Here is a 24,322-nt window from a genome sequence, read left to right as displayed (position 1 = left end):
AAGATTAAATGAAAAATGAATTAATTGAAAGTTTAACTAATGATTTTGAAGATCATTCTCAAAAAACTGAAACGGGTATAGAATTTTGGTTTGCTAGAGATATTCAGCATCTGCTTGGTTATTCAGAATGGAGAAATTTTAATAAAGTTATTTTAAAAGCAAAAACATCTTGTGAGATCACGGGACATCTAGTGTTAGACCATTTTGTTGACGTCAACAAAATGGTTGTTATTGGTTCTGGAAGCGAACGTGAAATTGATGATATAATGCTTACAAGGTATGCATGTTATCTAATTGCTCAAAATGGAGATCCGAGGAAAGAGCCAATTGCATTTGCGCAAAATTATTTTGCAATTCAAACAAGAAAGTTTGAGGAAATAGCTAAAAGAATTGATGATTGGGAAAGATTAAATGCAAGACAGAAACTTACATTATCTGAAAAAGAATTGTCAGAGCTTATTTTTGAAAAAACGGGGAATGATAAAAACTTTGGAATAATTAGAAGTAAAGGGGATCAGGCATTGTTTGGAGGTAAAAATACTTTGCAAATGAAAAAGAAGCTTGGTGTTCCCGAAAGTAGGCCATTAGCGGATTTTTTACCAACAATTGTTATAAAAGCAAAAGATTTTGCAACCGAAATTACTGTTTTCAATACTAAAGATAAAGGTTTGTCAAATGAGATGAGTATTTCTTCTGAACATATTAAAAATAATAAAGGAGTTAGAAAATTATTATTAGATAGAAAAATTGTTCCTGAAAATTTACCAGCAGAAGAAGATATAAAGAAGTTGGAGAGAAGAGTTAATTCAGATACTAAAAGTATTGAAAAGAATCCTGATAAATTGAGCTAATTGTTCGAGGTTATTTAAAATATTTTTTTGGAATTAGAATCTTTAAAAGTTGAAAAGCAGTTATTGTAATGATAACTGCTTTTTTTGTTTTTACTGAAAAAATAATATTTCTCAAAAAATTCCACGTTCTAATTAATACCAAAGACTTTTAAAACTTAGCATCTTAGTAACTAAGTAACTCAGAATTTTCTCTTTTAAACCTTTTAAAGAGAATCAAGTCTTATTGTAATAATTTCTGAACGATGAAAAAAAGCAGTCTTTGGTCCTTACGATTAGGTTTTTCAGGAAAACAAGCTTCAAAAATTGAAAAACTCGGCTTAGAAAAATTTCTAAAGCAATCTTATAATTCGAAGTTTGACAAAGAAATTCCAGGCTTTCTTCAAGATCAGCCTAAAACTACTTTAGAGTTGAAACAAGTTCGAGAAATCATCAAAACTTCAGACCCCGAAACCAAAAAGGAAATTCAGAAAAAAGAAAATCAAGCAACTGCCGAATTCAAAAAATGGTGGATTTCTAAAATGAGAAACGATGAATTCCCGCTTCGTGAAAATATGGTTTGTTTCTGGCACAATCATTTTGTTTCGACCTCCCAAAAAGTAAAAATCAATTACTGGATTTACCAGCACAATATGATTTTGCGCGAAAATGCTTTTGGCAATTTTAAAGAATTAACCAAACAGATTCTGAAATCAAATGCTATGGTTCGGTATCTGGATAATGGCGATAATAAAAAGGGGAAAGTCAACGAAAATTTAAGTCGTGAATTATTGGAACTATTTACAATCGGAATTGAGAATTATACCGAAGATGATATAAAAAACGGTGCAAAAGCTTTAGCAGGTTTAAATATTGGAGATGATGGTGCAGTTTACAGAAAAAATATTGAAGACAATAGCGATAAAATTTACTTCGGAAAAACTGGAAATTGGAAGTCAGATGATCTGGTTGATATTATTTTCGAACAAAAAAACATTCCGTATCTCATTACCCAAAAAATCCTGAAATGGTTTATTTATGATAATCCGCCCGAAGATTTAGTAGTTTATTATGGCGATTATTTCCGAAAGCAAAAGTTTGAGATCGAACCTTTATTGACTAAAATCTTTACGGAAGAATTTAAAAAAGAAAATTCTGGAAGTAAAATCAAAAATCCGCTGGTTTATATTTTACAGCTTTGTGACGAATTGCAGATGGAGAATGTGAACGATGCCGCAATTATGGCATTCATAAAACAGCAAGGAATGGATTTGTACAATCAGGTTAATGTAAAAGGTTGGGACGGTGGAAATTCCTGGCTGACGTCGCAAATTTATCTTCAAAGAAACAATACAGCCGATTTATTATGCAGCGGAAAAAGTCTGAATCGAAAGATTTTGAAAACGATGATGAACGGAGTTGAAAAAGAAAAATCGGAATATGAAAAAGTTGCCGTAAAAGTCGCTTTTGATTCGGATGGAAATAATAAAACTATTATTTCGGAATTGTCAGACCGATTATTATTTACCGTTAGCGATTCGGCTCAAAAAGACATGGAAAATCTTTTGAAATACGATTTTGATCCCAAAGATCCGCATGCTGATTTTGCTGTTGTTCGAGTGTTTAATTACATCACAAAACTTCCAGAATATCAATTAATCTAAAAAGCAGGAATCATGAACAGAAGAAATTTTCTAACATTGACAGGAACTTTCACAGGCGGATTACTTGTGCTTCCTGATTTTTTACACGCTTTTGGTTCTCAGAACAATTTGGTTGTGGGAGAACAATGTGTCGTTTTTGTACAGCTGAATGGCGGAAATGATGGTTTAAATACCTTTATTCCATATGATGATCCATTGTATTATGATTTGAGAACGAAGATTGCATTAAATAAAGATTTGGTTGTCGGAAAGAACAAAGGAATGGCATTTCATCCTTCACTAAAAGATTTTGCCCAAATGCAGCAAAACGGAGATTTAACGGTAATTCAGAATGTGGGTTATCCAGAACCTATTCGTTCGCATTTTAGAAGCCAAGAAATTTGGCAGACTGCAACAGATTCTAATAAATATATAAACGAAGGCTGGCTCGGAAGATTTCTGGATTTGCAATGCAACGGACATCATGCAACAGCGGGAATAAATTTAGATTCGATTGACAATTTGGCTTTAAAAGGAGTTGAACCTAATTTTATAACCGTAAAAGATCCAAACCGATTTAAAGTCAAATCAAAAGAAGAAAATGTGACTTTATCTCAGAATCCGCATTTGGATTTTGTTCGAAAAATTGCCAATTCGGTTACTGAAGGCTCTGATGAAATCCAGAAAGCTTTGGCAAAATCCAAAACCGAAATCAGTTATCCAAAAACAGAATTATCTAAAAACTTAGAATGGATTGCGAGATTGATAAAAGGAAACCTAAATTCAAAAGTATATTATACTTCATTAAACGGATTTGATACACACGATAATCAACTCGCGATTCACGAAAAAAAATTAACGGATTTAAACGATTCATTATATAGTTTTTATTCCGATTTAAAACAGTCACAATTATTGCAGAATGTCACAATAGTAGTTTTCTCAGAATTTGGACGAAGAGTAAAAGACAACGGCAACGGAACCGATCACGGAACTGCGGCGCCAATGTTTGTCATTGGAGGAAATAACAAAGGCACAATTTTAGGTAAAAATCCAAATCTCGCAGACTTAGATAACGGCGATTTAAAATATGAAATAGATTTTAGAAGTGTGTATGCATCTTTATTGAAAGAGAAAATGAATTTCGATTATGCTAAAATCGGAATTATGAATAAACCTGTTTCTGGATTGTTTTGAGTGAAAGATAGCTACGAATTCACGGGTTTTTATTTTTAAAATCTGTGAAATTTGAATTAAATATGCATAAAGATTTGCGCTAATTCGTGAATTCGTGGCGAAAAAACTTAGAAGCTTAGCATCTTAGAACCTCAGAAACTCATTTTAATATTCTCATTTTAAGCCGTTTTTTTTATATTATCATACAAAACCTGCTAAATTTGTTAAGAAATCCTTTTTTGTTTCATAAAATGCAATCTTTTTTTTGGCGCACTAAAAATAATTTATACATTCGCAAAGAATTTACAAAATAACACAAACAAAATGGCAACTAACCGTTTTTATTTTAGCAACAATTTTTATTTCTTCTTTAGTAGAAGTCAGGATTGTGCTATGGTTATTTGAGAAAAATTTTAAGACAAATAAAACTAATATACAATCCTGATGCAAATCAGGATTTTTTTTTGACTATATGACAACGAAAATTGCAATACAAGGTATTAAAGGATCATTTCATCATCAGGTTGTGAAAGAGTATTTCGCTGAAAATGTGGATATTGATGAATGTTTGTCTTTTGAAGAATTGATCGACAGCCTTATTGCCGGAAAATCTGATCAGGCTGTAATGGCGATTGAAAACTCGATTGCAGGGCCAATTATTCCGAATTATGCTTTGATTGACAAGAACAATCTGCACATAATTGGAGAGCATTATTTAAACATTCAGCAGAATTTAATGGCTTTAAAAGGCCAGAAAATTGAAGATATAAAAGAAGTTCATTCGCATCCAATGGCACTTTTGCAGTGTATGGATTTCTTGAAACAATATCCAAATATCAAATTGGTTGAGGATAAAGATACAGCTGAAACAGCTAGAAGAATTCAAGAAAAACAGTTGACTGGAATTGCGGCAATAGCAAGTGTAACCGCTTCTGAAATGTACGATCTTGATATTATTGCATCATCGATTCAAACGATCAAAAACAATATGACACGTTTCGTAATCATCAAAAAGCAAAATTCATTTTTGCCGGAAAGCGAAATCAACAGAGCCTCTGTAAAATTTGAATTGGATCACAAAAGAGGAAGCTTAGCGGCAGTTTTAAATGTAATGAGCGACTGCAAACTGAATTTGACAAAAATCCAGTCGCTTCCAAAAATTGAAACACCTTGGAAATATTCATTCTTCGTAGACGTAACATTCGAGAAATACGAAGATTTTGCAAAAGCCAAAACGTTATTAAACATTATGGCAGAGTATTTTAAAGTATTGGGAGAATATAAAAATACAAAACCTTTAAGTGAGTCTTAAAAGTTGATTTTAGATTGAAGATTAACGAATTAAGATTTTAGATTGTCAGGCTGAGCGGAGTCGAAGCCCAGGTTCCAATTGGAAAGCCCTTCGACTTCGCTCAGGATGACAAGTCAAAAAAGAAAAGCATAAAGCTTACGGCCTAAAGCCTAAAGCAAAATATAAAGCAATAAAACAATGATTACAACAGCAAAACGATTAGACACAGTTGAAGAATACTACTTCTCATCAAAACTAAGAGAAGTTCGTCAGTTGATGTCTGAAGGAAAATCGATCATCAATATGGGAATTGGAAGCCCTGATTTGAGTCCGTCAAAAGCAGTAATTGAAGCAGTAGCTGCAGCAATTCAAGACGAAAACGGGCATGGTTATCAAAGCTATCAGGGATTACCAGAAATGAGGCAGGCGATGGCAGATTTTTATAAAGATCAGTTTGGTGTTGAAGTGAATCCTAATAATGAGATTTTACCATTGATGGGCTCAAAAGAAGGAATTATGCACATTTCGTTAGCATTTTTAAATGAAGGCGATCACGTTTTAATTCCGAATCCAGGTTATCCAACTTATACTTCGGTAACCAATTTGGTTCAGGCAGTTCCGGTTTATTATGATTTAAAAGAAGAAAACGGATGGGAACCAGATTTTGAAGTTTTAGAAAAATTAGATCTTTCGAAAGTAAAAATTATGTGGCTGGGGTATCCGCACATGCCAACAGGAGCGAGAGGAAGTTTAGCGTTATTTGAAAAATTGGTAGCTTTTGCTAAAAAACACAATATATTATTGATCAACGACAATCCGTACAGTTTTGTTTTGAATGATAATCCGATGAGTTTGTTGCAAGTTGAAGGAGCGAAGGATGTGGCTTTAGAATTGAATTCGCTAAGTAAAACATTCAACATGGCTGGCTGGAGAGTCGGAATGGTTTTAGGAAATCCTGAAATTATCGATGCGGTTCTAAAAGTTAAAAGCAACATGGACAGCGGAATGTATTATGGGATTCAAAAAGGTGCAATTGCAGCGTTAAAATGTGATAAATCTTGGTTCGAAGACCAAAACAAAATTTACAGACGCCGAAGAGAATTAACGGAGAAATTAGCTGAAAAGTTAAACTGTAAAGTATATAAAGAAGGAGTTGGGCTTTTTGTCTGGGCTAAACTTCCGGAAGGAATAGATTCAGCAGAGAAGTTCATTGACGAAATATTATATGAGAAACATATCTTCATTACGCCGGGAACCATTTTCGGAAGCAACGGCGAAAGATATATCAGATTCTCATTGTGTGTAAAAGAAGAAAAAGTACAAGAAGCGATTGATCGATTTTAGAGTATTAAGATTTTAGAAGCAAGAATCAAGACTTTTATCCAGATTGTCAGGCTGAGCGAAGTCGAAGCCATTTAATTGGAATTTGGAATTTTAAGACTTGAAATTTTTAAAAAAATATGAAAGTATACGTAATAGGAATAGGATTAATAGGCGGTTCGATGGTGTTGGACATCAAAGGGCGTTATCCTGATGCTACTATTTTAGGAATCGATAATAACGAAAAACATTTGCAGGAAGCAATTGATCTTGGAGTTATTGATGAAGCGGGAAGTTTTGAAGATTTGCAAAAAGCCGATTTTGTAATTGTTTCGGTTCCTGTAGATGTAGCGCTGACGGTTTTGCCTAAAGTTTTGGACGAGGTAGGAGATAAAACAATTGTTTTTGAAGTAGGATCGACGAAAAAGCCAATTTGTGAAGCAGTAGCCAATCACCCGAAAAGAAGAAATTTTATTGCTACGCACCCAATTGCAGGAACAGAGTTTTCGGGGCCATCGGCAGCAATAAGAGGTTTGTTTCAAGGGAAAACAAATATTATATGTGAGGTAGAAAAGACGGCTTTTAAATTGCAAGAAAAAGCATTAAATCTTTTTACTTCAATCGGAATGAGAATTCGATATATGGATCCCGTTTCGCACGATAAACACATTGCTTACGTTTCGCATTTATCGCACATTAGTTCGTTTATGCTTGGAAAAACAGTAATGAACAAAGAAAAAGACGAACAGGATATTTTTGATATGGCGGGAAGTGGATTTGAAAGCACTGTTCGTTTGGCAAAAAGTTCACCTGCAATGTGGACACCAATTTTTAAACAAAACAAAGAATACGTTCTGGAAACCTTAGAAGGTTATATCGCAAATTTAACTCAGTTTAGAGATTTGCTGGCAGACGATAATTACAACGCCATTTTTGAAGAAATGGAAGGCGTAAATAAAATTAGAGAAATATTAAACGGAATAACTATAAAAAAGTAAACTATAAAAACGATGGAAAATAAGAAAGAAATGAGAAAGTGGTTAGAAGATTTCAATTTAAATCACCCACTTGTGATAGCTGGACCTTGTAGTGCAGAAACTGAAGATCAGGTTTTGAAAATCGCTCACGAATTAAAAGATTCAAAAGTAAGCGTATTCAGAGCTGGAATCTGGAAACCAAGAACTCGTCCGGGAGGATTTGAAGGTGTTGGTGAAATTGGATTAAAATGGTTGCAAAAAGCTAAAGCTGAAACTGGTTTATTAATGGGTACTGAAGTGGCAACTGCGGCTCACTGTAAACTAGCTTTAGAACACGATATTGACGTATTATGGGTTGGTGCACGTACAACAGCAAATCCTTTCGCGGTTCAAGAAATTGCTGATACTTTAAAAGGAACTGATAAAATTGTTTTGGTGAAAAACCCTGTAAACCCAGATTTAGCTTTATGGTTAGGTGGTGTTGAGCGTTTACACATGGCAGGTATCGAGAAATTAGGTGTTATTCATAGAGGTTTCTCTACTTACGAAAAAACAAAATACAGAAACATTCCAGAGTGGCAGATTGCTATCGAATTGCAAAATAAATTCCCTGATTTACCATTAATCATCGACCCATCTCACATTACTGGAGATCGTAAAATGATTTTCGAAGTAACTCAAGAGGCCTTAGATTTGAACTACGACGGTATGATTATCGAAACTCATATTGATCCAGACAACGCTTGGTCTGATGCGGCTCAGCAAGTAACTCCAGATGCTTTGAAACAAATCATTAAAGATTTGACTATCAGAAAAACGGATGATACTACAGATGAGTACAGCCAAAAAATGAAAAAATTAAGAGCTAACATCGATGTTTTGGATGCTAACTTATTAGAGTTATTAGGAAAACGTATGAAAGTAGCTGATGAAATCGGTCAGGTGAAAAAAGACGCTAACGTTGCGATTCTTCAAAACAACCGTTGGAACGAAATCTTAGGAAAAATGATTTTAGAAGGTGAGAAAAAAGGTCTTACTGAAGAATTCGTTTTAAGAATGTTCAAAGCAATTCACCAAGAAAGTATCGGTCATCAAGAGAAAATTTTCAACGCATAATTTTCTTTTCAAACATATAAGTGATATAAGATAATTTAAGTTTTATGAAATAGTATTTCAAAATTTTCTTATAGCATTATTTGAAAATAGATTGTTTTTTAAAAATCCCTATTACTTTGAAAGAAGCGATGGGGATTTTTGTTTTTAAAACATAGCCCAAGGTTTCAACCTTGGGAACGCAATCTCTATCCCAATCTTTATCTCTCAAGGTTGAAACCTTGGGCTATGTTTAAAATTATTCATTTATCTTTGCAGGGATTTAGGCTAAAAACTAAAATCAGAAATCTAAAATCAACAATTTGAATTGAATGACAGGAACCGTATATAAATCTACAGGAAGCTGGTATACCGTAAAATCTGAAAAAGGAGATTTTGTGGAATGCCGTATGAAAGGGAAATTCAGAATAAAAGGTATAAAAAGTACCAATCCTATTGCTGTAGGCGATATAGTCGATTATGAGTTGGATGAAACTTCGGATGCTGTTACGGGAACGATTCATAATATTCACGAAAGAAAAAACTATATCGTTCGTAAATCAGTTAACTTGTCTAAGCAGATTCATATTATTGCTTCTAATATCGATCAGGTTTTCTTATTGATTACAATTGATAATCCGCCGACGACGACAAGTTTTATTGATCGTTTTTTGGTTACGGCTGAAGCATACGGAATTGAGGCTATTCTTGTTTTCAATAAAATCGATACTTTAAATGATCAAACTTTAGATGATCAGCTTTATCTGCAACATATTTATTCTGAAATTGGATATAAATGTCTTCGAATTTCATCAACAGAAAACCAAGGCGTTGACAAGCTGAAAGAAATGATGATTGGAAAAGTAAGCATGTTTTCTGGACATTCTGGAGTTGGGAAATCAACTTTGGTAAATGCAATGGAACCAAGTCTTCATTTAAAAACTTCCGTGATTTCAGAACAAAGCAAGCAAGGTCAGCACACAACTACTTTTGCTGAAATGTATGATTTGTCTTTTGATGCCCGAATTATAGATACACCTGGAATTAAAGGTTTCGGAATCGTAGATATGGAACCATCAGAAATTAGTGGCTATTTTCCAGAATTCTTCAAATTAAAAGATCAATGTAAGTTTAACAATTGTTTACACAAAGAAGAACCGCATTGCGCTATAAAAGCTGCTTTGGAAAAAGACGAAATTGCTTGGTCACGTTACAATAGTTATCTTAAAATCTTAGAAGGTGATGAAGAACATTATCGTACAGATACGTATGGTGAAGATCGCGCCGCGAGTGATGAAACACGTAAGTAATTATGAATTGTGAATGGTTAATTATGATTAACTTAAAGAGTTCAATAATTATAACTTCTAAATAAAAAATCAATAAATAATAATTTACAATTAATCATTAAATGAAAATCGTTCTTCAAAGAGTTTCCGAAGCATCTGTAACTGTCGATTCTAATATTGTTGCAGATATTAAAAAAGGTTTACTGGTTTTAGTCGGAATAGAAGATGCTGATACGCAGGAAGACATTGATTGGCTTGCTGGAAAAATCATAAAAATGAGAATCTTTGGTGATGAAAATGATGTTATGAATTGTTCGGTTCAGGATATTGATGGTGATATTATTGTTGTGAGTCAGTTTACACTTCATGCATCAACAAAAAAAGGAAATCGTCCTTCTTACATAAAAGCTTCAAAACCAGATTTTGCAATTCCGACTTACGAAAACTTTGTAAAATCGATAGAAAAAGAATTTGGTAAAAAAGTGCAAACCGGAATTTTTGGTGCAGATATGAAAGTAAATCTACTAAATGATGGGCCTGTAACTATTGTCATGGATAGTAAAAACAAGGAGTAAAATATTATTAAACATTTGTTAAGGATTTCGCAAAAAAATATATATTTGACGAAAATACCTACTAATGAAAAAACTCTTTTGCGCATTCTTTTTTTTCTTATTTCTTGTTAATTCTTCTGCTCAAAAGAGCGATTATTCTATACTATCAATACCCGATAGTCTTAAGCAAAATGCCAATGCAGTCCTTCGATTAGACCAGATGGATATCGTTATCGCTTCGCAAAGAAGCATGAATATCAAAACGCAAAGAATAGTTTCTGTTTTAAATGATAAAGGACTAAATGATATTGACGCCTATAGTCATTATGATAAAACAACTTCAATCAAAAATATTGAAGCGATTGTTTATGACGCATTTGGAAACGAAATTAAAAAAATCAAGCGAAAAGATTTTAGAGATCAAAGCGCTGTAAGTGGCAGTACTCTTTTTTCAGATAACCGTGTGCTTTATTTAGATTATACTCCAATTTCATATCCTTTTACTATTGTTTATACATGCGAAGTTGAAACTTCGAATACCGCATTTATACCACAATGGTATTTTTTAGGCGGTTATTACTTAAGTGTAGAAAAATGTGTTTTGAATGTTACTTTTCCAAAAGAATTGGGCTTTAAAAAGAAAGAGTTCCGATTTAATGGTTTCAATATTAAAAAGACAGAAGAAACAGATACCAAACTAAGTTATTCAGCTACCAATCTTATTGCTCAAAAACAAGAAGATCTTAGTCCTAATCCAGCAGACCTTTTTCCTAAAGTCATGATGGGATTAGAGAATTTTCACCTAGAAGGAGTTGATGGAAAAGCTACAACATGGGAAGCATTTGGTAAATGGTATGGAGAAAAAATCCTAACAGGAACTACCATTTTGCCAGAAGAGACAAAAGCAAAAATCAAAGCTTTGGTTGGGAATGAAAAAGATCCCGTTAAGAAAGCAAAGATTATTTATGATTATGTTCAAAAGAAATCCAGATATGTAAATATTGCTGTTGGAATTGGCGGATGGAAACCAATGCTGGCCAGCGATGTAGATCGCTTAGGTTATGGAGACTGTAAAGCATTATCAAATTATACAAAAGCACTTTTGGAGGTTGTAGACGTCCCGTCTTACAATACTATTTTATATGGAGATCGCTACAAGTCAGATATTCAAGCTGATTTTGTTTCGATGCAAGGAAACCACATGATTTTAGCAGTTCCAAACCAGAATAATTATATCTGGTTAGAATGTACAAGTCAAGATGATCCGTTTGGATATCAAGGTGTTTTTACAGATGATCGCGATGTTTTGGTTGTAAAACCAGAAGGAGGAGAAATTGTTCGCACTAAAATCTACGACGATCGAGGAAATATCCAAGATGGAAAAGGAACTTACACAATTGATGGATCTGGAAATTTCTCAGGAACATTAAAAATTGCATCACAAGGAAGTCAATATGCATCTAAATCTCGAGTAGAAACCATGCAGCCAAACGAAAAAGAAGAACATTACAAAGAGTATTGGGATAATATCAACAACTTAAAATTGGGTAAAATTACTTTTACAAACGATAAAGAGAATATTCGTTTTACTGAAGATGTTCAGTTAAGCGCAACAAATTATGGAACGTTGACGGGTAATAAAATGATTTTCGTGGTTGATGCTTTTAATCAATATACAGGAAATATAAAACGAGTCCGAAACCGCAAAAATCCATTTCAAATTCAGCGTGGCTATTTAGATACAGATGAAATTGAGATCAATCTTCCTGATGGTTATAGCATCGAATTTCTGCCATCTAATTATGAGTTGAAAGGGAAATTTGGCGAGTACAAAACCGAAATCGTTAAAAAAGACAATAACAAACTAACCTATAAGAGATCTATGTTTCTGAACAAAGGAAAATATTCTAACAAAGAATATGATGAATACCGTTTATTTATGGAACAAGTTTCAAGAAACGACAATGCCAAAATAGTCCTAACCAAAAACTAACAATTGTAAACTAAAATAAACCAAAAATTACCAATGAAAATTATTAAATTATTTAGCCTCACTGTGATTTTGTTGATCGGCTCAAAATCGATTTCTCAGGAATTTAAACTAGGAAAAGTGTCTGTTGCAGAACTTGAACAGAAAGTACATCCAAAAGATTCATCTGCTGCCGCTGCCATTTTATACAAAAGAGGAAAGGCAAGAATAGACTACGATCAAAACACAGGATTTGTAACTTATTTGGATGTTGAAACCCGTATTAAAATCTATAAAAAAGAAGGATATAATTGGGCCAATGAGGCAATTTGGTATTACTACGGTACTGATTTTAAAGAGAAAGTATCGGTAAGTGATGCTGTAACGTATAATTTGGTAGGGGGTAAAATTGAAGCTACAAAACTGAAAAGTGATGGAGTATTTGATGAGACAGTAAGTAAATTTAGAAGCCAGAAGAAAATCACGATGCCGAATGTTAAAGAAGGTTCCGTTATAGAATTCAAATACAGCGTTAGAAGTCCAGATGTACTTATTCGCGATTGGGATTTTCAAACAAGTATTCCAGTAAATTATTCAGAATTTAAAACATATGTCCCTGAATATTTTGTTTTTACTCCAGCCCAAAAAGGGTATGTTTTTCCTAAGGTAGTATCTGAAAAATCTAACAAATCATTCATTATAAACTCAAAAGAAAGATACAATACAGGAGGCCTTGGAGGTGGAGCAACAAAGACCGAATTTTATCAAGATAAAATTGAATATATAGAGACTCAAACTACTTATACTGCAGAAAATTTTGCAGCAATGAAAGATGAATCGTATGTAAATAATATAGAAAACTACATGTCATCGGTTTCACATGAATTGTCAATGACGAGATTTCCAAACAAACCTATAAAACAGCTTTCTACAGATTGGAATTCAGTTGTGAAAACAATTTATGATTATGAAGATTTTGGTCCAGAATTAAATAAAACAGGATATTTTGAAGACGACCTGAAAAAACTTCTTGCCGAAACAAAAACACCAGAAGAGAAAATTTGGGCGATTTTTAATCATGTAAAATCAAACGTGAAATGGAATAGTTATACAGGTTATAGCTGTGACAATGGTGTAAAGAAAGCCTACAAAGAAAAAACAGGAAATATTGCCGACATTAATTTGATGCTTACAGCAATGCTTCGTTATTCTGGTTTAATGGCAAATCCGGTTTTGGTGAGCACGCGTTCTAACGGAATTGCGCTTTTTCCTAACAGAACAGCGTTTAATTATGTAATTACGGCTGTAGAAACACCAAACGGATATATTTTATTAGATGCTTCCGAAAAATTTTCAACTCCAAATATTTTACCGCTTAGAGTTTTAAACTGGTCGGGAAGATTGATTAGAAAAGATGGATCATCAGAAGAAATTAATTTAATGCCAGAAAAAACTTCGGCAGACAATGTTTTCATGAATTATAGTATTGATAGTACTGGTAAAATTACAGGTAAAACAAGAAGACAATGCATGGATTATAATGCAATGATCACACGAAGTAATATTGAAAGTTTAAAAGAAGAGGAATATTTAGAAAAACTAGAAAATCAAAATAATAAAATAGAAATTAGTGAATATTCAAAAACGAATGAAAAAGATATACTTCTTCCTATTATAGAAACGTATTCTTTTACAGGAAATAATCTGTGCGAGTTGATTGGCGACAAAATATATGTAAATCCGATGCTGTTTTTTACCAACGATAAAAATCCTTTTAGACAAGAAGTGCGAGAATATCCGGTCGATTTTAGTTATCCTTTTTCGGATAAATATAATATCACAATTAAAATTCCAGAAGGATTTGCAGTTGAAACATTGCCAGCTCCAGCGGCTGTAACGATGGAAGATAATTTGGGATCTTTTAAGTTCAATATTCTAGCTAATGGAGATACTTTACAATTGTCTATTTTGCATCAGATAAATGAAGCCATTGTTTCTGCTGAAAAGTATGATATGCTGAAAGAATATTACAAGACAATGATTGCTAAAGAAACAGAAAAAATCGTTTTAAAACGTATTTAAATTATGCCGAGATTTCTTCAAAATTAAATGAGAAAGTCAACTTAAAAATAGCAGCGAATAAGCTGCTATTTTATTTAAAAAGGGAATTTATTTTTCAGTTACAGAAAACAAAATTCAAATTGTGAGCGAAAAAGAAATCAACAATAGTATTTTTGCAGCTGAGGATTACGGAATGATAAAAGAGTTTTTTCAGAAGATGATCGTAAGCCAAAATGAAAAAATAATTCTTAAAAAGATATAGAAGATGGATTTGAAAAATGCACAGCTAGATGTTGATACTTGGATAAAGGAACACGGAGTTCGCTATTTTAACGAATTGACAAATATGGCACAACTAACAGAAGAGGTTGGTGAAGTTGCCAGAATTATTGCCCGTCGTTACGGAGAACAATCTGAGAAAGAAAGTGATAAAAACAAAGATTTAGGTGAAGAATTGGCAGATGTTGTTTTCGTTGTCCTTTGTCTGGCGAATCAAACAGGAATAGATTTGCAAGCTGCTTTTGACAAAAAAATGGATTTAAAATCGGTTAGAGATAAAGATCGTCACAAAAACAATGATAAATTGAAATAATTGTGAAATATCTCTCATAAGTTTTGAATTATGAGTTTTCAATTTTGAATTATGAATGGGGAGTGGTAAATTGCGGGGCTGAATTATGTTTCTAATCATTCATAATTCATAATTCACAACTTACAATTAAAAAAATGAATTTAAAATTAAGCACGAATTCACCATTCACCATTGATGATTCGCAACTAAATATCACCGGTTCTAAAAGTGAAACAAACCGTTTATTGCTTCTAAAAGCATTATTCCCAAACATTACTTTAGCCAATACTTCAAACTCAGACGACAGTGAAGTAATGCAGAAAGCATTAATAGGAAATGATGAAATCGTAGATATTCACCACGCCGGAACTGCAATGCGTTTCTTGACTGCTTATTTTGCTGTAAACGAAGGCAGAGAAGTAGTTATGACAGGTTCGAGCAGAATGCAAGAACGCCCAATCAAAATCTTGGTTGATACTTTAAGACAATTGGGAGTTGAAATCTCTTATGAAAAAGAAGAAGGCTATCCGCCAATCAGAATTAAAGGAAAAAAAGTTACGGCTTCAAAAGTTACTTTGGCAGCAAATGTGAGCAGCCAATATATTTCGGCACTTTTGCTTGTAGCTTCAAAATTAGAAAATGGTTTAGAGCTGACTTTAGAAGGAGAAATTACTTCGATTCCATATATCAAAATGACTTTGGCTTTGCTAAAAGATTTAGACATACAAACAAGTTTTCAAGGAAACGTAATTAAAGTTTATCCAAAACAATTTGTAGAGTCAAAAGAAATGGTGGTAGAATCAGATTGGAGTTCGGCTTCTTATTTCTTTAGTTTGGTTGCTTTATCTGAATCTGCTAAAATAACTTTGAGCAGTTATAAAGAAAACAGCCTTCAGGGAGATTCGGAATTAGTTTCGCTGTATGAAAAAATGGGAGTGAAAACGACTTTCCAAAACAATAAAATGACTTTGGAAAAAGTAGCAGGTTTCAATTATCAAGATGTAAATTTCGAATTGAACAATACGCCAGATATTGCTCAGACTATTGTAGTTACTTGTTTAGGTTTAGGAATTGGATGTCATTTGACAGGTCTTCATACTTTAAAAATTAAAGAAACCGACCGATTAGAAGCACTTAAAATAGAACTTACTAAATTAGGAGCGAATATTTCTGTAACTAATGACAGCTTGACTTTAATAAAATCTGATAATATAAATCACGATGTAAAAATCGGAACATATAACGATCATCGTATGGCAATGGCATTTGCGCCATTAGCAATAAAAGTTCCAATTATTATAGAAGATGCTGGAGTAGTTTCAAAATCATATCCAGATTTCTGGAATGATTTAAAAACTTTAAACTTTCAAATTTCAGAATTGTAATTTTTTTTGAACCATATAAGAAAATATAAGTTCATTTAAATTAAAGCATAATAAGACATAGCCTCTGGTTTTAACCAGAGGTTTTTTTATGTCCTAGTTTGAATATAATCGCAAAGTTTGTCATTTCGACGAAGGAGAAATCTTCGCAAGTAGCTCCGCAATCAAAATCTAATCTTTGTCGAGTTTCTGGCGAAGATTTCTCCTTCGTCGAAATGACAATAATATGTTGAAAATGTTTTTTATAGAAAAAAATACATTTTTAATGGTTCGTGAAACCTCACAAAATCAAGGGCTTTTGAAAATAAAAGCCAAAACACTTGACAACGCCTATCTCACAATCGTATATTTGCATCCGATTTAAAATTTTAGATAAACAAATCTAAAAGCTACACTCTAAAATCAACAATTCAAATATGAAATTATCACACTTCAATTTCAACTTACCGAAAGAACTTTTGGCTGAATTTCCAGCAGAAAACAGAGACGAATCTCGCTTAATGGTAATTGACCGTAAAAAAAACACTATCGAACATAAAATGTTTAAAGACGTGATCAACTATTTTGATGACGGAGACGTTTTAATTCTTAACAATACAAAAGTTTTCCCTGCTCGTTTGTATGGGAACAAAGAAAAAACTGGAGCTAGAATTGAGGTTTTCTTATTAAGAGAATTAAATTCAGAGCAACGTTTATGGGACGTTTTAGTAGATCCTGCCAGAAAAATCCGTATTGGTAACAAACTTTATTTTGGAGACGACGATTCGTTAGTTGCTGAGGTAATTGACAATACAACATCTCGTGGAAGAACTTTACGTTTCTTATACGATGGTTCTTATGAAGAATTCAGAAACAAATTGACTGAACTTGGAGAAACTCCAATTCCTAAATACATCAACAGAGACGTTACTCCAGAAGACGCTGAAAGATATCAGACAATCTACGCAAAAGAAGAAGGAGCTGTAGCGGCACCAACTGCTGGTTTACACTTCTCTAAACACCTTTTGAAAAAATTAGAAATCAAAGGAGTGAACTTTGCTGAGGTAACTTTGCACGTAGGTTTAGGAACTTTTAATCCAGTTGAGGTTGAAGATTTATCTAAACACAAAATGGATTCTGAGGAATTAATCATTACACAAAAAGCTTGTGATATTGTAAACGAAGGAAAAGCAAAGAAAAAACGTATTTGTGCTGTAGGAACAACTTCTATGCGTGCAATTGAAAGTTCTGTTTCTTCTGCAAATACTTTGAATCCTTACGAAGGATGGACAAATAAATTTATTTTCCCTCCTCACGATTTCAGTATTGCAAACTGTATGATTACAAACTTCCACACGCCAAAATCAACATTATTAATGATGATTTCTGCTTTCTGTGGTCACGATTTAATGAAAAAAGCATACGAAGAAGCAATCAAAGAAGGATACAAATTCTATTCTTACGGAGATGCGATGTTAATTCTTTAATCGGAACTTATTATATAAAAAGACCCGACGAGTTTTTTAAACTTGTCGGGTCTTTTTATTTTCAGTCTCAGTCACAGTTTTCAGTCACAGTCTGAATACTGAGACTGAGACTGAAAACTGTGACTAAAAAGTAAACTTGTTAAATTTAATCGAAATATTTCAAAAGGTGTTATTTTAGCATCCAAAACAAAAAACACAATGACTTTTCAAAATACACGCGAATTTGCACGAGGGCTAGATTCGAAAGACGCATTAAACCATTATCAAGATCAATTCATTTTTCCAAAAGTGAATGACAAACGAGTAATTTATTTTACAGGAAATTCTTTAGGATTACAGCCAAAACGTACCAAAGCTTATATCGATGAAGTAATGAATGATTGGGCTGAACTTGCCGTTGAAGGTCATTTTTATGCTGAAAAACCTTGGTGGGATTATCAGGAAAGATTTTCTGAACCGTTAAGCAAAATTGTAGGTGCGCTTCCGTCTGAAGTTACAGTGATGAATACTTTGACAGTAAATCTTCATTTGCTGATGGTTTCTTTTTATCAGCCAACAAAAACGCGTTATAAAATTATCTGCGAAGAAAAAGCTTTTCCATCAGATCAATATATGTTTCAAAGCCAAGTAAACTTTCACGGATATAAAGCTGAAGATGCGATTGTAGAAATTAAACGTAGAGAAGGAGAACACAATATTCGTTTGGAAGATGTTTTGGCAAAAATTGAAGAAGTTGGCGATGAGCTTGCTTTAGTTTTAATTGGCGGAGTAAATTATTATACGGGACAAGTTTTTGATATTAAAACCATAACTGCTGCCGGACAAAAAGCTGGAGCAAAAGTAGGTTGGGATTTGGCACACGCTGCCGGAAATATCAAATTAGAACTTCATGATTGGAATGTAGATTTTGCTGCTTGGTGCAGTTATAAATATATGAACTCAGGTCCAGGAAATGCTTCGGGTTGTTTTGTTCACGAAAAGCATCATAATTCAGACTTGCCAAGGTTTGCAGGATGGTGGGGACATAACAAGGAGCGCCGTTTTAAAATGGAGCCTACTTTTGATCCCGTTCACGGTGCAGACGGATGGCAGATTAGTAATCTTCCGGTTCTTTCATTAGCGCCGTATTTGGCTTCTGTAGAAATGTTTGCTGAGGTTGGAATGGATGCATTAATTGCAAAACGCGATCATATTACTTCTTACTTAGAATTTATTCTTCATGAAATAGATAAAGAAGTAGAAAGTACTTTCGAAATTATTACACCTTCAAATCCTGAAGAAAGAGCTTCGCAATTATCTGTTTTCCTTCATGGAGAAGGAAGAGCTTTGTTTGACTATTTAATGAAAAACGGAGTGATCACAGATTGGCGTGAACCAAACGTAATTCGTCTAGCACCAGTTCCACTGTATTGTTCTTATGAAGATATGTATGACTTTGGACAAATTCTTAAAAAAGGAATCTTAGGAAAATAAGGTTTTATCTAAAAGAAATAGTAAACTACATGGAAACGTTGTCAAAAAAAACTTTGCGTCTTCGCGCCTGTGCGAGATTAATTTCTTTCAGCTTGGCGAATAAAACTTAGAGCGAAACAGACATTAATCTTCAAATCTTATAACCTTTCAAAAAAATTCTGTAACAAAGGTTATAACAGATATTTCGTAATTTGTAATGTATAATTTTAAAATTACAAGATCATGAAAGGCTTATATATTTTATTGACCGTGATATTTTTAACTTCTTGTCAACAACAAAACAAAGAAGATATAAATAAAGCCAAACAAGCCAGCATTGATTCAATGAAAGTCGAGATTAACAAACAGCGTGTTATCGATTCGATGAAGACTGAAATGGCAAAATTAAACGAGGAAAAAATCGAAGCTCAAAAAGAGAAAGTTGTTGTAGTGCATCAGCAAGATGCAACAGCTGCACCAGCTAAAAAGAAAGGTTGGAGTGCAACTGCTAAAGGCGCTGTAATTGGTGCTGGAGTTGGAGCTGCAACGGGAGCTATTGTTAGTAAGAAAAAAGGAGAAGGTGCCATTATTGGTGGTTTGGCTGGAGCTGCCTTAGGAACAGGAACAGGAGCTGTTATTGACAGTAAAAACAAAAAGAAAGAATAGTAAATTTATATATTAAATAAAAAATGGCAGTCGTTTTACTTGACTGCCATTTTAATTAAGTGCTTTTTCATTTAGATTCTAATAGATATTCTCTTCCGCAAGAGTCAACATATTTAAGCAACTCGAGTTTGTCTTCATTATTGTACCATAATTTAAAATAAGATTTGTCTGGAAATTGATATTCATCCCAAACAATTCCAGATCCCTGATTACCAGTTTGATTGCCAATTAAATTCAATACTTTATTACGTTTCATGCCTAATTTAATTTTGCAAAAATCGTTTATAGTAATTTTTTCAATAACTGATTCTGAAGTTTGATATCTAAAAGGTCTAAAGTTTTTATTAGATGAATCTAATTTGTATTCTTTTGCACAAGCATCAATAAAATACATTTGAATTAGTTTATCATTTTTGTAAATCAGTTTCATTTTGCATTTATAGTCTAATTTATAAACAAAACTAGATCTTACTTTTTGGTATGATGCACCAATGATTTTTTCTGCATCAGTACGTTTTATGCCAATTTCGATTTTGCAAAAATCAGAAAGTTTCAAATTGTTAGAGAAGGAAGGGTAAGTTGAAAATAAAATCAAAACAAAACATTTTAAAATATGTTCTTTAGCATAAATCTTTTTCATAAATTGAATTTTAAAAAGTAAAACGAGTTTAAAAAATATTGTGTTGTAACCTGCAAGTTATTAATTCTGATATGTAAAAATTGATTTTTTTCCATTTCATTAAAAAAAACAAATCCCAAAATTATTTTATAATTTGGGGTTTTCAATTTTAAACCAACTCTGAAACGGGAATTTTTATACCAACTAATTCTGATTTACAAGAATCGAGTTGACCAAGATGACCCTTAAAGACTGACGTCGATTCAAATAAATTTTTATAATACTCAATTCCATCTAACAGGTTAGATTTAAAAGAATTCCACTTTTTAAGCTGAGCTGAGGTAAGTTCTCCAGAAACAGATTGAATTTCATTTCTAAAATAACTGATATACATTTTAAGCTCTTTTATAAACAAGTTTGGGCGCTCAGTTCTAATAACTGATTTTCCTTGATAGATATGCTGGATCATTTCTTTTAAAGACACTTCCTGATCAAAATACGCCAAGTTTGGTCCGGGGCAAATTACTACGCCTTGTGCCTGACCTTTTATTTTAATGTTGTTTTCTAGATAAGAAGCATTTGCCAAACCAACGCACAGACACGATTTCTCAGTAATTTTAATTTTGCTTTTTTCAAATTCATCAGTAGATAAAGAATCCTTTTTTGCCTCTAATTCTTCCAGTTTTATATCTTGATATTTTTTTGAAGCTGTGCAAATTCCGTGCGGATCGTATTCTTTGCTTAAAGCTAAAAATTTCTTCGGGCATGAACTTCCCGCTTTATTCTCGTGAATTCGTTTTTGCTTTAAGAATTCGTTTGTAGTTCCTTTTAAAGTATTGAATGGAACTCCCAATGGAGAAATATTGCTTAAATAAAAATCATCTTCTTTGGCATTCATCAATAAATTTCGAGTTTCTTTATCTACAGATGTCGCTTCAGGAACTAATAAAAATGGCGAACCCCAACCAACAGAATCAACATTATATTCGTCTAATAAAAACTCATGTTCTGCCGCTGTTCCAACACCACCTTGAACGGTAATTTTCAATTCTAAAGGATTTTCTGGAAAATGCTGATTTTTTGCCTGTAAAGCTTTAATCATTAATTCGTGGGCAGATTGTATCAATTGATCTTTTTTCTGCTTGAATTCTTCTAAAATAGTACCCAGAAGAAGTCCATCGGTTGCAAAAGCGTGTCCGCCGCAGTTTAATCCTGATTCGATTCGATATTCTGAAACCCAAAGACCTTTTTTAGCCAAGAAATTTCCTTGAATCATTGCCGATCTAAAATCGCTTACTTTTAAAATAATTTTCTTTCTAAGCTCGTTGTTTTCATTCGGAAAAAAATCTTTGAAGTTTTCGAAGTAGCCAAATAATCTAGGATTCATTCCAGCGGAAAGAACAACAGAAGATTCCAGATTGCTATTTGCAAAACCCCTTAAAGCTGCATGAGCATCATTAAATTCAATTGGAAGCTGTTCGTTTTTGATGAAATTATCTTTGTCTAATTTCGTCATAATGTTAACATCAATTTCACCTGGAAAAAGATGTGTTTCAATATAATTTTGAATATTCTCTTTAAAAGCAATTCCGTCGTCTAATAAATTCTGAAATCCTTTTTTGATATCAGAAGTATTTGGCAGCATTGACATGAAATTCTCTAAAGCAGTTTTGCTTTCTGCTAATTCTGTTTTGAAATTTTCGAATTTCTCTTTTACAATTTTATCGACTAAATTTAAATAAGAGGTAATTCTTTCAGCGCGGTAATCATGAAATTTTTGAGTAATTTCTTCGTAAGGAATATTGAATTTAGTGCTGTAAAAATTACGCATCTTCTCAATCAGATCATCGTCGGCCAAAGCCACAACAGATGAAATTCCGTACTGCGCTACTCGAATCGGACTGTCAATTGTATAAGCAAGTCCCATTACTGGAATATGAAAAGTATGCAGATTATTTTTTGTCATTTGTATTCGGATTAAAATAGAAGCAAATGAAAAAAAATAAATTCTCCTAAAACCTGATAATTGTCAGGTTTGCAGATTGGTTGCCACGAATTACACGAATTACACGAATTAACACGAATTGATTTTTTCTTAAATGTTATGCCTTCTGGTTTTTCAGAATGAAAAAGATATGGATTACTAATCATAAAAATATAGCCCGCGGTTTCAACCGCGGGAAACGCATTGCGAGGAACGTATTGTGGAAATCCGTTGCGTTCCTGCGGTTGAAACCGCAGGCTATGTTGCCAGAAAGATTTTAAAAAATAATTCGTGAATTACTTCGCCTGTTCGCTATCGCTTGAGCCGTGGCAAAGAAAATTAAATTAAAATCTTCTTCAAAGACTCCGCAATGCTTCTCCACAAAAGATTGTAGAACGATCTGTCTTGAAGGCGTTCGACTTCGATTTCTGCGGTTTTGGCTCCATCTTTCGAATCGTTTTTGACTAATAAATTGGCAACAGCAGTTTTGAGTTTGGCTTCTTTTTCAGGATTTTTTTTCTTGTATAATTTGACTTTAAGATCATCATAATCTAAAGAAGCATTTCCTTTTGATCCATTATCGTTTCCGTAGAAATTAAAACGGTATTTATTGAAAGTTCCAGTAAACGTAGTGTTGATGTACGGTTTGGTGAATCTTGTCATGGCGCCAACATCGAAATTTGAAATTACGCCTTGAATATGAAATCCATCACTTTTGTCTAGTACATTAAAACTCCAATCGACATCAAGAGGAGAATTTTTCATAAAAATACAATTGACTTTGATTTTTACATCATCCGTTTTTTTTAACCCAAAACCACTTCGCAGATTGGTTGCCTGAAGATTGAATTTGTCGAAAGTTAGCATTCCCGGTCCTTTAGCAACATCAAGCTCTTCTTCGTAAACCAATTTCGATTTTAAAACTTGCAAAGTGTCAATTTGAAGGGGGAATTTCAGATTTCGCAGTAAATGATTATAAAGATATTTTTTGCTTGGATCATCTTTCAACATTTTTCCGCGATAAATATTGGCATCAAAATGATGAATTACAAGCGAATTTGCTTTAAAATAAAAGCGATCATTTTTGAAACCCCAATCCATTTTTGCAACTTGAGCCGAGTCAAATTTTAAATTGTAAATATCTTTTTCTTTATCAAGATGTTTTACAAATTCGTATCGTTCAAATTGAGGAAGATTTGAGAAATTATTAATCTTTAAAAAATTCTTTTCGGTACTTATTTTTCCAATATTGATGTAATAGAAACCATTTGGTCTATAAAACAAACTGTCGCAAACTAGAGCATACTTTTCATATCGAATCGGAATTTTTTCTTTCAAAGTAGCATCTGTAATTAAAATGCCTTCTAGTTTTAAAAGGATTTTTTTTACGCTGAAAATAGGTTTTTCAGAATCTAGAGAAACAACATCAACAGATCCGTCGTTGAGGTAAATATTCGAAACTGCTATAATTTTTCGGAACGGATCAATAATTTCTTTTTCAATGCTTTTACTGTTATTGATTAATTTTTCGCCTTTTTTGTATAAAATGATTCGTGGTTTATTAATAATGATACTCTCAGCTTGAATGATGTCACGAAAAGCCAAATCCCAAATGTTGAAGTGTTTTATGGTGACGGATTCGATTTTTGAAAAAAGCCCATTTTTACTGTCTTTAGGCTCGTTTTTCGGACTTACAAGCAAAGTCTGGGCATTAATATTTCTAGAAAAAAGAGAAACTTCAATTTTTTCATAATTGATATTATATGCGGTTTTATTTTTTTCGTGAATAATGATTGGAAGTTGTTTTTTGATCCAGTAATTCAATCCGACATTGGCGAGAATTACTATTACAAAAAGAGAAATTACTACAATCGCTATTTTTTTATAGATTGACATTTATAGTATTAATTTTAAATACATAAATTTAGAGTTTTAAAGACGATTGTCTCTTATAAAATTTTTTAGAAAAATTACATTATTACA

At 33.0% G+C, this 24,322-nt stretch carries 19 protein-coding genes; 16 read left to right on the top strand and 3 right to left on the bottom strand.

The genetic code is table 11. The annotated features are described in order from the left end of the window. Nucleotides 1–8: 8 nt before the first annotated feature. The 16 genes from dinD to ACNRYB_RS02370 all read left to right on the top strand — a co-directional run bounded on the left by dinD (nucleotide 9) and on the right by ACNRYB_RS02370 (nucleotide 19,736). On the top strand, nucleotides 9–851 hold the full coding sequence (gene dinD / locus ACNRYB_RS02445) for a DNA damage-inducible protein D (RefSeq protein WP_473729127.1): 843 nt from the start codon (nucleotides 9–11) through the stop codon (nucleotides 849–851). Nucleotides 852–1,093: 242 nt separating this feature from the next. Next, nucleotides 1,094–2,491 (top strand): DUF1800 domain-containing protein, encoded by a 1,398-nt coding sequence (locus tag ACNRYB_RS02440; protein WP_473729126.1) that lies wholly within the window; start codon nucleotides 1,094–1,096, stop codon nucleotides 2,489–2,491. A 12-nt stretch (nucleotides 2,492–2,503) separates the two neighbouring features. Next, nucleotides 2,504–3,667, top strand: a complete 1,164-nt coding sequence (locus ACNRYB_RS02435) for a DUF1501 domain-containing protein (RefSeq protein ID WP_129746519.1) — start codon at nucleotides 2,504–2,506, stop codon at nucleotides 3,665–3,667. A gap of 451 nt (nucleotides 3,668–4,118) precedes the next feature. Further along, nucleotides 4,119–4,958, top strand: coding sequence for a prephenate dehydratase (locus ACNRYB_RS02430; protein WP_129746518.1), 840 nt, complete (start codon nucleotides 4,119–4,121; stop codon nucleotides 4,956–4,958). 177 nt (nucleotides 4,959–5,135) lie between these two features. Then, on the top strand, nucleotides 5,136–6,281 hold the full coding sequence (locus ACNRYB_RS02425) for a pyridoxal phosphate-dependent aminotransferase (RefSeq protein WP_473729125.1): 1,146 nt from the start codon (nucleotides 5,136–5,138) through the stop codon (nucleotides 6,279–6,281). A gap of 116 nt (nucleotides 6,282–6,397) precedes the next feature. Further along, nucleotides 6,398–7,255, top strand: coding sequence for a prephenate dehydrogenase (locus ACNRYB_RS02420; protein ID WP_129746516.1), 858 nt, complete (start codon nucleotides 6,398–6,400; stop codon nucleotides 7,253–7,255). A gap of 12 nt (nucleotides 7,256–7,267) precedes the next feature. Next, nucleotides 7,268–8,350, top strand: a complete 1,083-nt coding sequence (locus ACNRYB_RS02415) for a bifunctional 3-deoxy-7-phosphoheptulonate synthase/chorismate mutase type II (protein WP_026728420.1) — start codon at nucleotides 7,268–7,270, stop codon at nucleotides 8,348–8,350. Between the two features lie 308 nt (nucleotides 8,351–8,658). Further along, on the top strand, nucleotides 8,659–9,636 hold the full coding sequence (gene rsgA, locus ACNRYB_RS02410; RefSeq protein WP_473729124.1) for a ribosome small subunit-dependent GTPase A: 978 nt from the start codon (nucleotides 8,659–8,661) through the stop codon (nucleotides 9,634–9,636). 101 nt (nucleotides 9,637–9,737) lie between these two features. Next, nucleotides 9,738–10,190, top strand: a complete 453-nt coding sequence (gene dtd, locus ACNRYB_RS02405) for a D-aminoacyl-tRNA deacylase (protein ID WP_129746513.1) — start codon at nucleotides 9,738–9,740, stop codon at nucleotides 10,188–10,190. Nucleotides 10,191–10,254: 64 nt separating this feature from the next. Further along, on the top strand, nucleotides 10,255–12,162 hold the full coding sequence (locus ACNRYB_RS02400) for a DUF3857 domain-containing protein (RefSeq protein WP_473729123.1): 1,908 nt from the start codon (nucleotides 10,255–10,257) through the stop codon (nucleotides 12,160–12,162). 33 nt (nucleotides 12,163–12,195) lie between these two features. Further along, nucleotides 12,196–14,220 carry a transglutaminase domain-containing protein gene (locus ACNRYB_RS02395; RefSeq protein WP_473729122.1) on the top strand — a complete coding sequence of 675 codons (2,025 nt, stop codon included), beginning with the start codon at nucleotides 12,196–12,198 and terminating at the stop codon, nucleotides 14,218–14,220. A gap of 244 nt (nucleotides 14,221–14,464) precedes the next feature. Beyond that, complete coding sequence (locus ACNRYB_RS02390) at nucleotides 14,465–14,791, top strand: nucleotide pyrophosphohydrolase (protein WP_012022600.1); 327 nt, start codon at nucleotides 14,465–14,467, stop codon at nucleotides 14,789–14,791. Nucleotides 14,792–14,925: 134 nt separating this feature from the next. Next, a complete protein-coding gene (locus tag ACNRYB_RS02385) occupies nucleotides 14,926–16,155 on the top strand; it encodes a 3-phosphoshikimate 1-carboxyvinyltransferase (RefSeq protein ID WP_129746510.1) in 1,230 nt (409 codons plus the stop codon). A gap of 413 nt (nucleotides 16,156–16,568) precedes the next feature. Further along, the gene (gene queA, locus ACNRYB_RS02380; protein ID WP_008465005.1) at nucleotides 16,569–17,618 is read left to right on the top strand and encodes a tRNA preQ1(34) S-adenosylmethionine ribosyltransferase-isomerase QueA; all 1,050 of its coding nucleotides are present in this window, start codon (nucleotides 16,569–16,571) and stop codon (nucleotides 17,616–17,618) included. 198 nt (nucleotides 17,619–17,816) lie between these two features. Continuing rightward, a complete protein-coding gene (gene kynU, locus ACNRYB_RS02375) occupies nucleotides 17,817–19,091 on the top strand; it encodes a kynureninase (RefSeq protein ID WP_473729121.1) in 1,275 nt (424 codons plus the stop codon). A gap of 222 nt (nucleotides 19,092–19,313) precedes the next feature. Then, nucleotides 19,314–19,736 carry a YMGG-like glycine zipper-containing protein gene (locus ACNRYB_RS02370; protein WP_129746508.1) on the top strand — a complete coding sequence of 141 codons (423 nt, stop codon included), beginning with the start codon at nucleotides 19,314–19,316 and terminating at the stop codon, nucleotides 19,734–19,736. A 67-nt stretch (nucleotides 19,737–19,803) separates the two neighbouring features. On the opposite strand, the gene ACNRYB_RS02365 is transcribed toward ACNRYB_RS02370, so the two are convergent. The 3 genes from ACNRYB_RS02365 to ACNRYB_RS02355 form a co-directional block, all read right to left on the bottom strand. Next, nucleotides 19,804–20,376, bottom strand: coding sequence for a hypothetical protein (locus ACNRYB_RS02365; RefSeq protein ID WP_129746507.1), 573 nt, complete (start codon nucleotides 20,374–20,376; stop codon nucleotides 19,804–19,806). Between the two features lie 148 nt (nucleotides 20,377–20,524). Next, entirely contained in the window at nucleotides 20,525–22,321 is a 1,797-nt protein-coding gene (locus ACNRYB_RS02360) for a hypothetical protein (protein WP_473729120.1), read from the bottom strand. A 357-nt stretch (nucleotides 22,322–22,678) separates the two neighbouring features. Further along, nucleotides 22,679–24,235, bottom strand: a complete 1,557-nt coding sequence (locus tag ACNRYB_RS02355) for a hypothetical protein (RefSeq protein ID WP_473729119.1) — start codon at nucleotides 24,233–24,235, stop codon at nucleotides 22,679–22,681. Nucleotides 24,236–24,322 lie beyond the last annotated feature (87 nt).

The sequence above is a fragment of the Flavobacterium sp. CR10 genome, assembly GCF_055814415.1.
The sequence above is the reverse complement of the archived record's forward strand: the minus strand, read 5'-3'. Positions and strand labels throughout refer to the sequence as shown.

Bases quoted from the DNA above. Each gene is read 5' to 3' on its own strand.
- dinD (WP_473729127.1), top strand. From the start codon at position 9: ATGAAAAATGAATTAATTGAAAGTTTAACTAATGATTTTGAAGATCAT.
- ACNRYB_RS02440 (WP_473729126.1), top strand. From the start codon at position 1,094: ATGAAAAAAAGCAGTCTTTGGTCCTTACGATTAGGTTTTTCAGGAAAA.
- ACNRYB_RS02435 (WP_129746519.1), top strand. From the start codon at position 2,504: ATGAACAGAAGAAATTTTCTAACATTGACAGGAACTTTCACAGGCGGA.
- ACNRYB_RS02430 (WP_129746518.1), top strand. From the start codon at position 4,119: ATGACAACGAAAATTGCAATACAAGGTATTAAAGGATCATTTCATCAT.
- ACNRYB_RS02425 (WP_473729125.1), top strand. From the start codon at position 5,136: ATGATTACAACAGCAAAACGATTAGACACAGTTGAAGAATACTACTTC.
- ACNRYB_RS02420 (WP_129746516.1), top strand. From the start codon at position 6,398: ATGAAAGTATACGTAATAGGAATAGGATTAATAGGCGGTTCGATGGTG.
- ACNRYB_RS02415 (WP_026728420.1), top strand. From the start codon at position 7,268: ATGGAAAATAAGAAAGAAATGAGAAAGTGGTTAGAAGATTTCAATTTA.
- rsgA (WP_473729124.1), top strand. From the start codon at position 8,659: ATGACAGGAACCGTATATAAATCTACAGGAAGCTGGTATACCGTAAAA.
- dtd (WP_129746513.1), top strand. From the start codon at position 9,738: ATGAAAATCGTTCTTCAAAGAGTTTCCGAAGCATCTGTAACTGTCGAT.
- ACNRYB_RS02400 (WP_473729123.1), top strand. From the start codon at position 10,255: ATGAAAAAACTCTTTTGCGCATTCTTTTTTTTCTTATTTCTTGTTAAT.
- ACNRYB_RS02395 (WP_473729122.1), top strand. From the start codon at position 12,196: ATGAAAATTATTAAATTATTTAGCCTCACTGTGATTTTGTTGATCGGC.
- ACNRYB_RS02390 (WP_012022600.1), top strand. From the start codon at position 14,465: ATGGATTTGAAAAATGCACAGCTAGATGTTGATACTTGGATAAAGGAA.
- ACNRYB_RS02385 (WP_129746510.1), top strand. From the start codon at position 14,926: ATGAATTTAAAATTAAGCACGAATTCACCATTCACCATTGATGATTCG.
- queA (WP_008465005.1), top strand. From the start codon at position 16,569: ATGAAATTATCACACTTCAATTTCAACTTACCGAAAGAACTTTTGGCT.
- kynU (WP_473729121.1), top strand. From the start codon at position 17,817: ATGACTTTTCAAAATACACGCGAATTTGCACGAGGGCTAGATTCGAAA.
- ACNRYB_RS02370 (WP_129746508.1), top strand. From the start codon at position 19,314: ATGAAAGGCTTATATATTTTATTGACCGTGATATTTTTAACTTCTTGT.
- ACNRYB_RS02365 (WP_129746507.1), bottom strand. From the start codon at position 20,376: ATGAAAAAGATTTATGCTAAAGAACATATTTTAAAATGTTTTGTTTTG.
- ACNRYB_RS02360 (WP_473729120.1), bottom strand. From the start codon at position 22,321: ATGACAAAAAATAATCTGCATACTTTTCATATTCCAGTAATGGGACTT.
- ACNRYB_RS02355 (WP_473729119.1), bottom strand. From the start codon at position 24,235: ATGTCAATCTATAAAAAAATAGCGATTGTAGTAATTTCTCTTTTTGTA.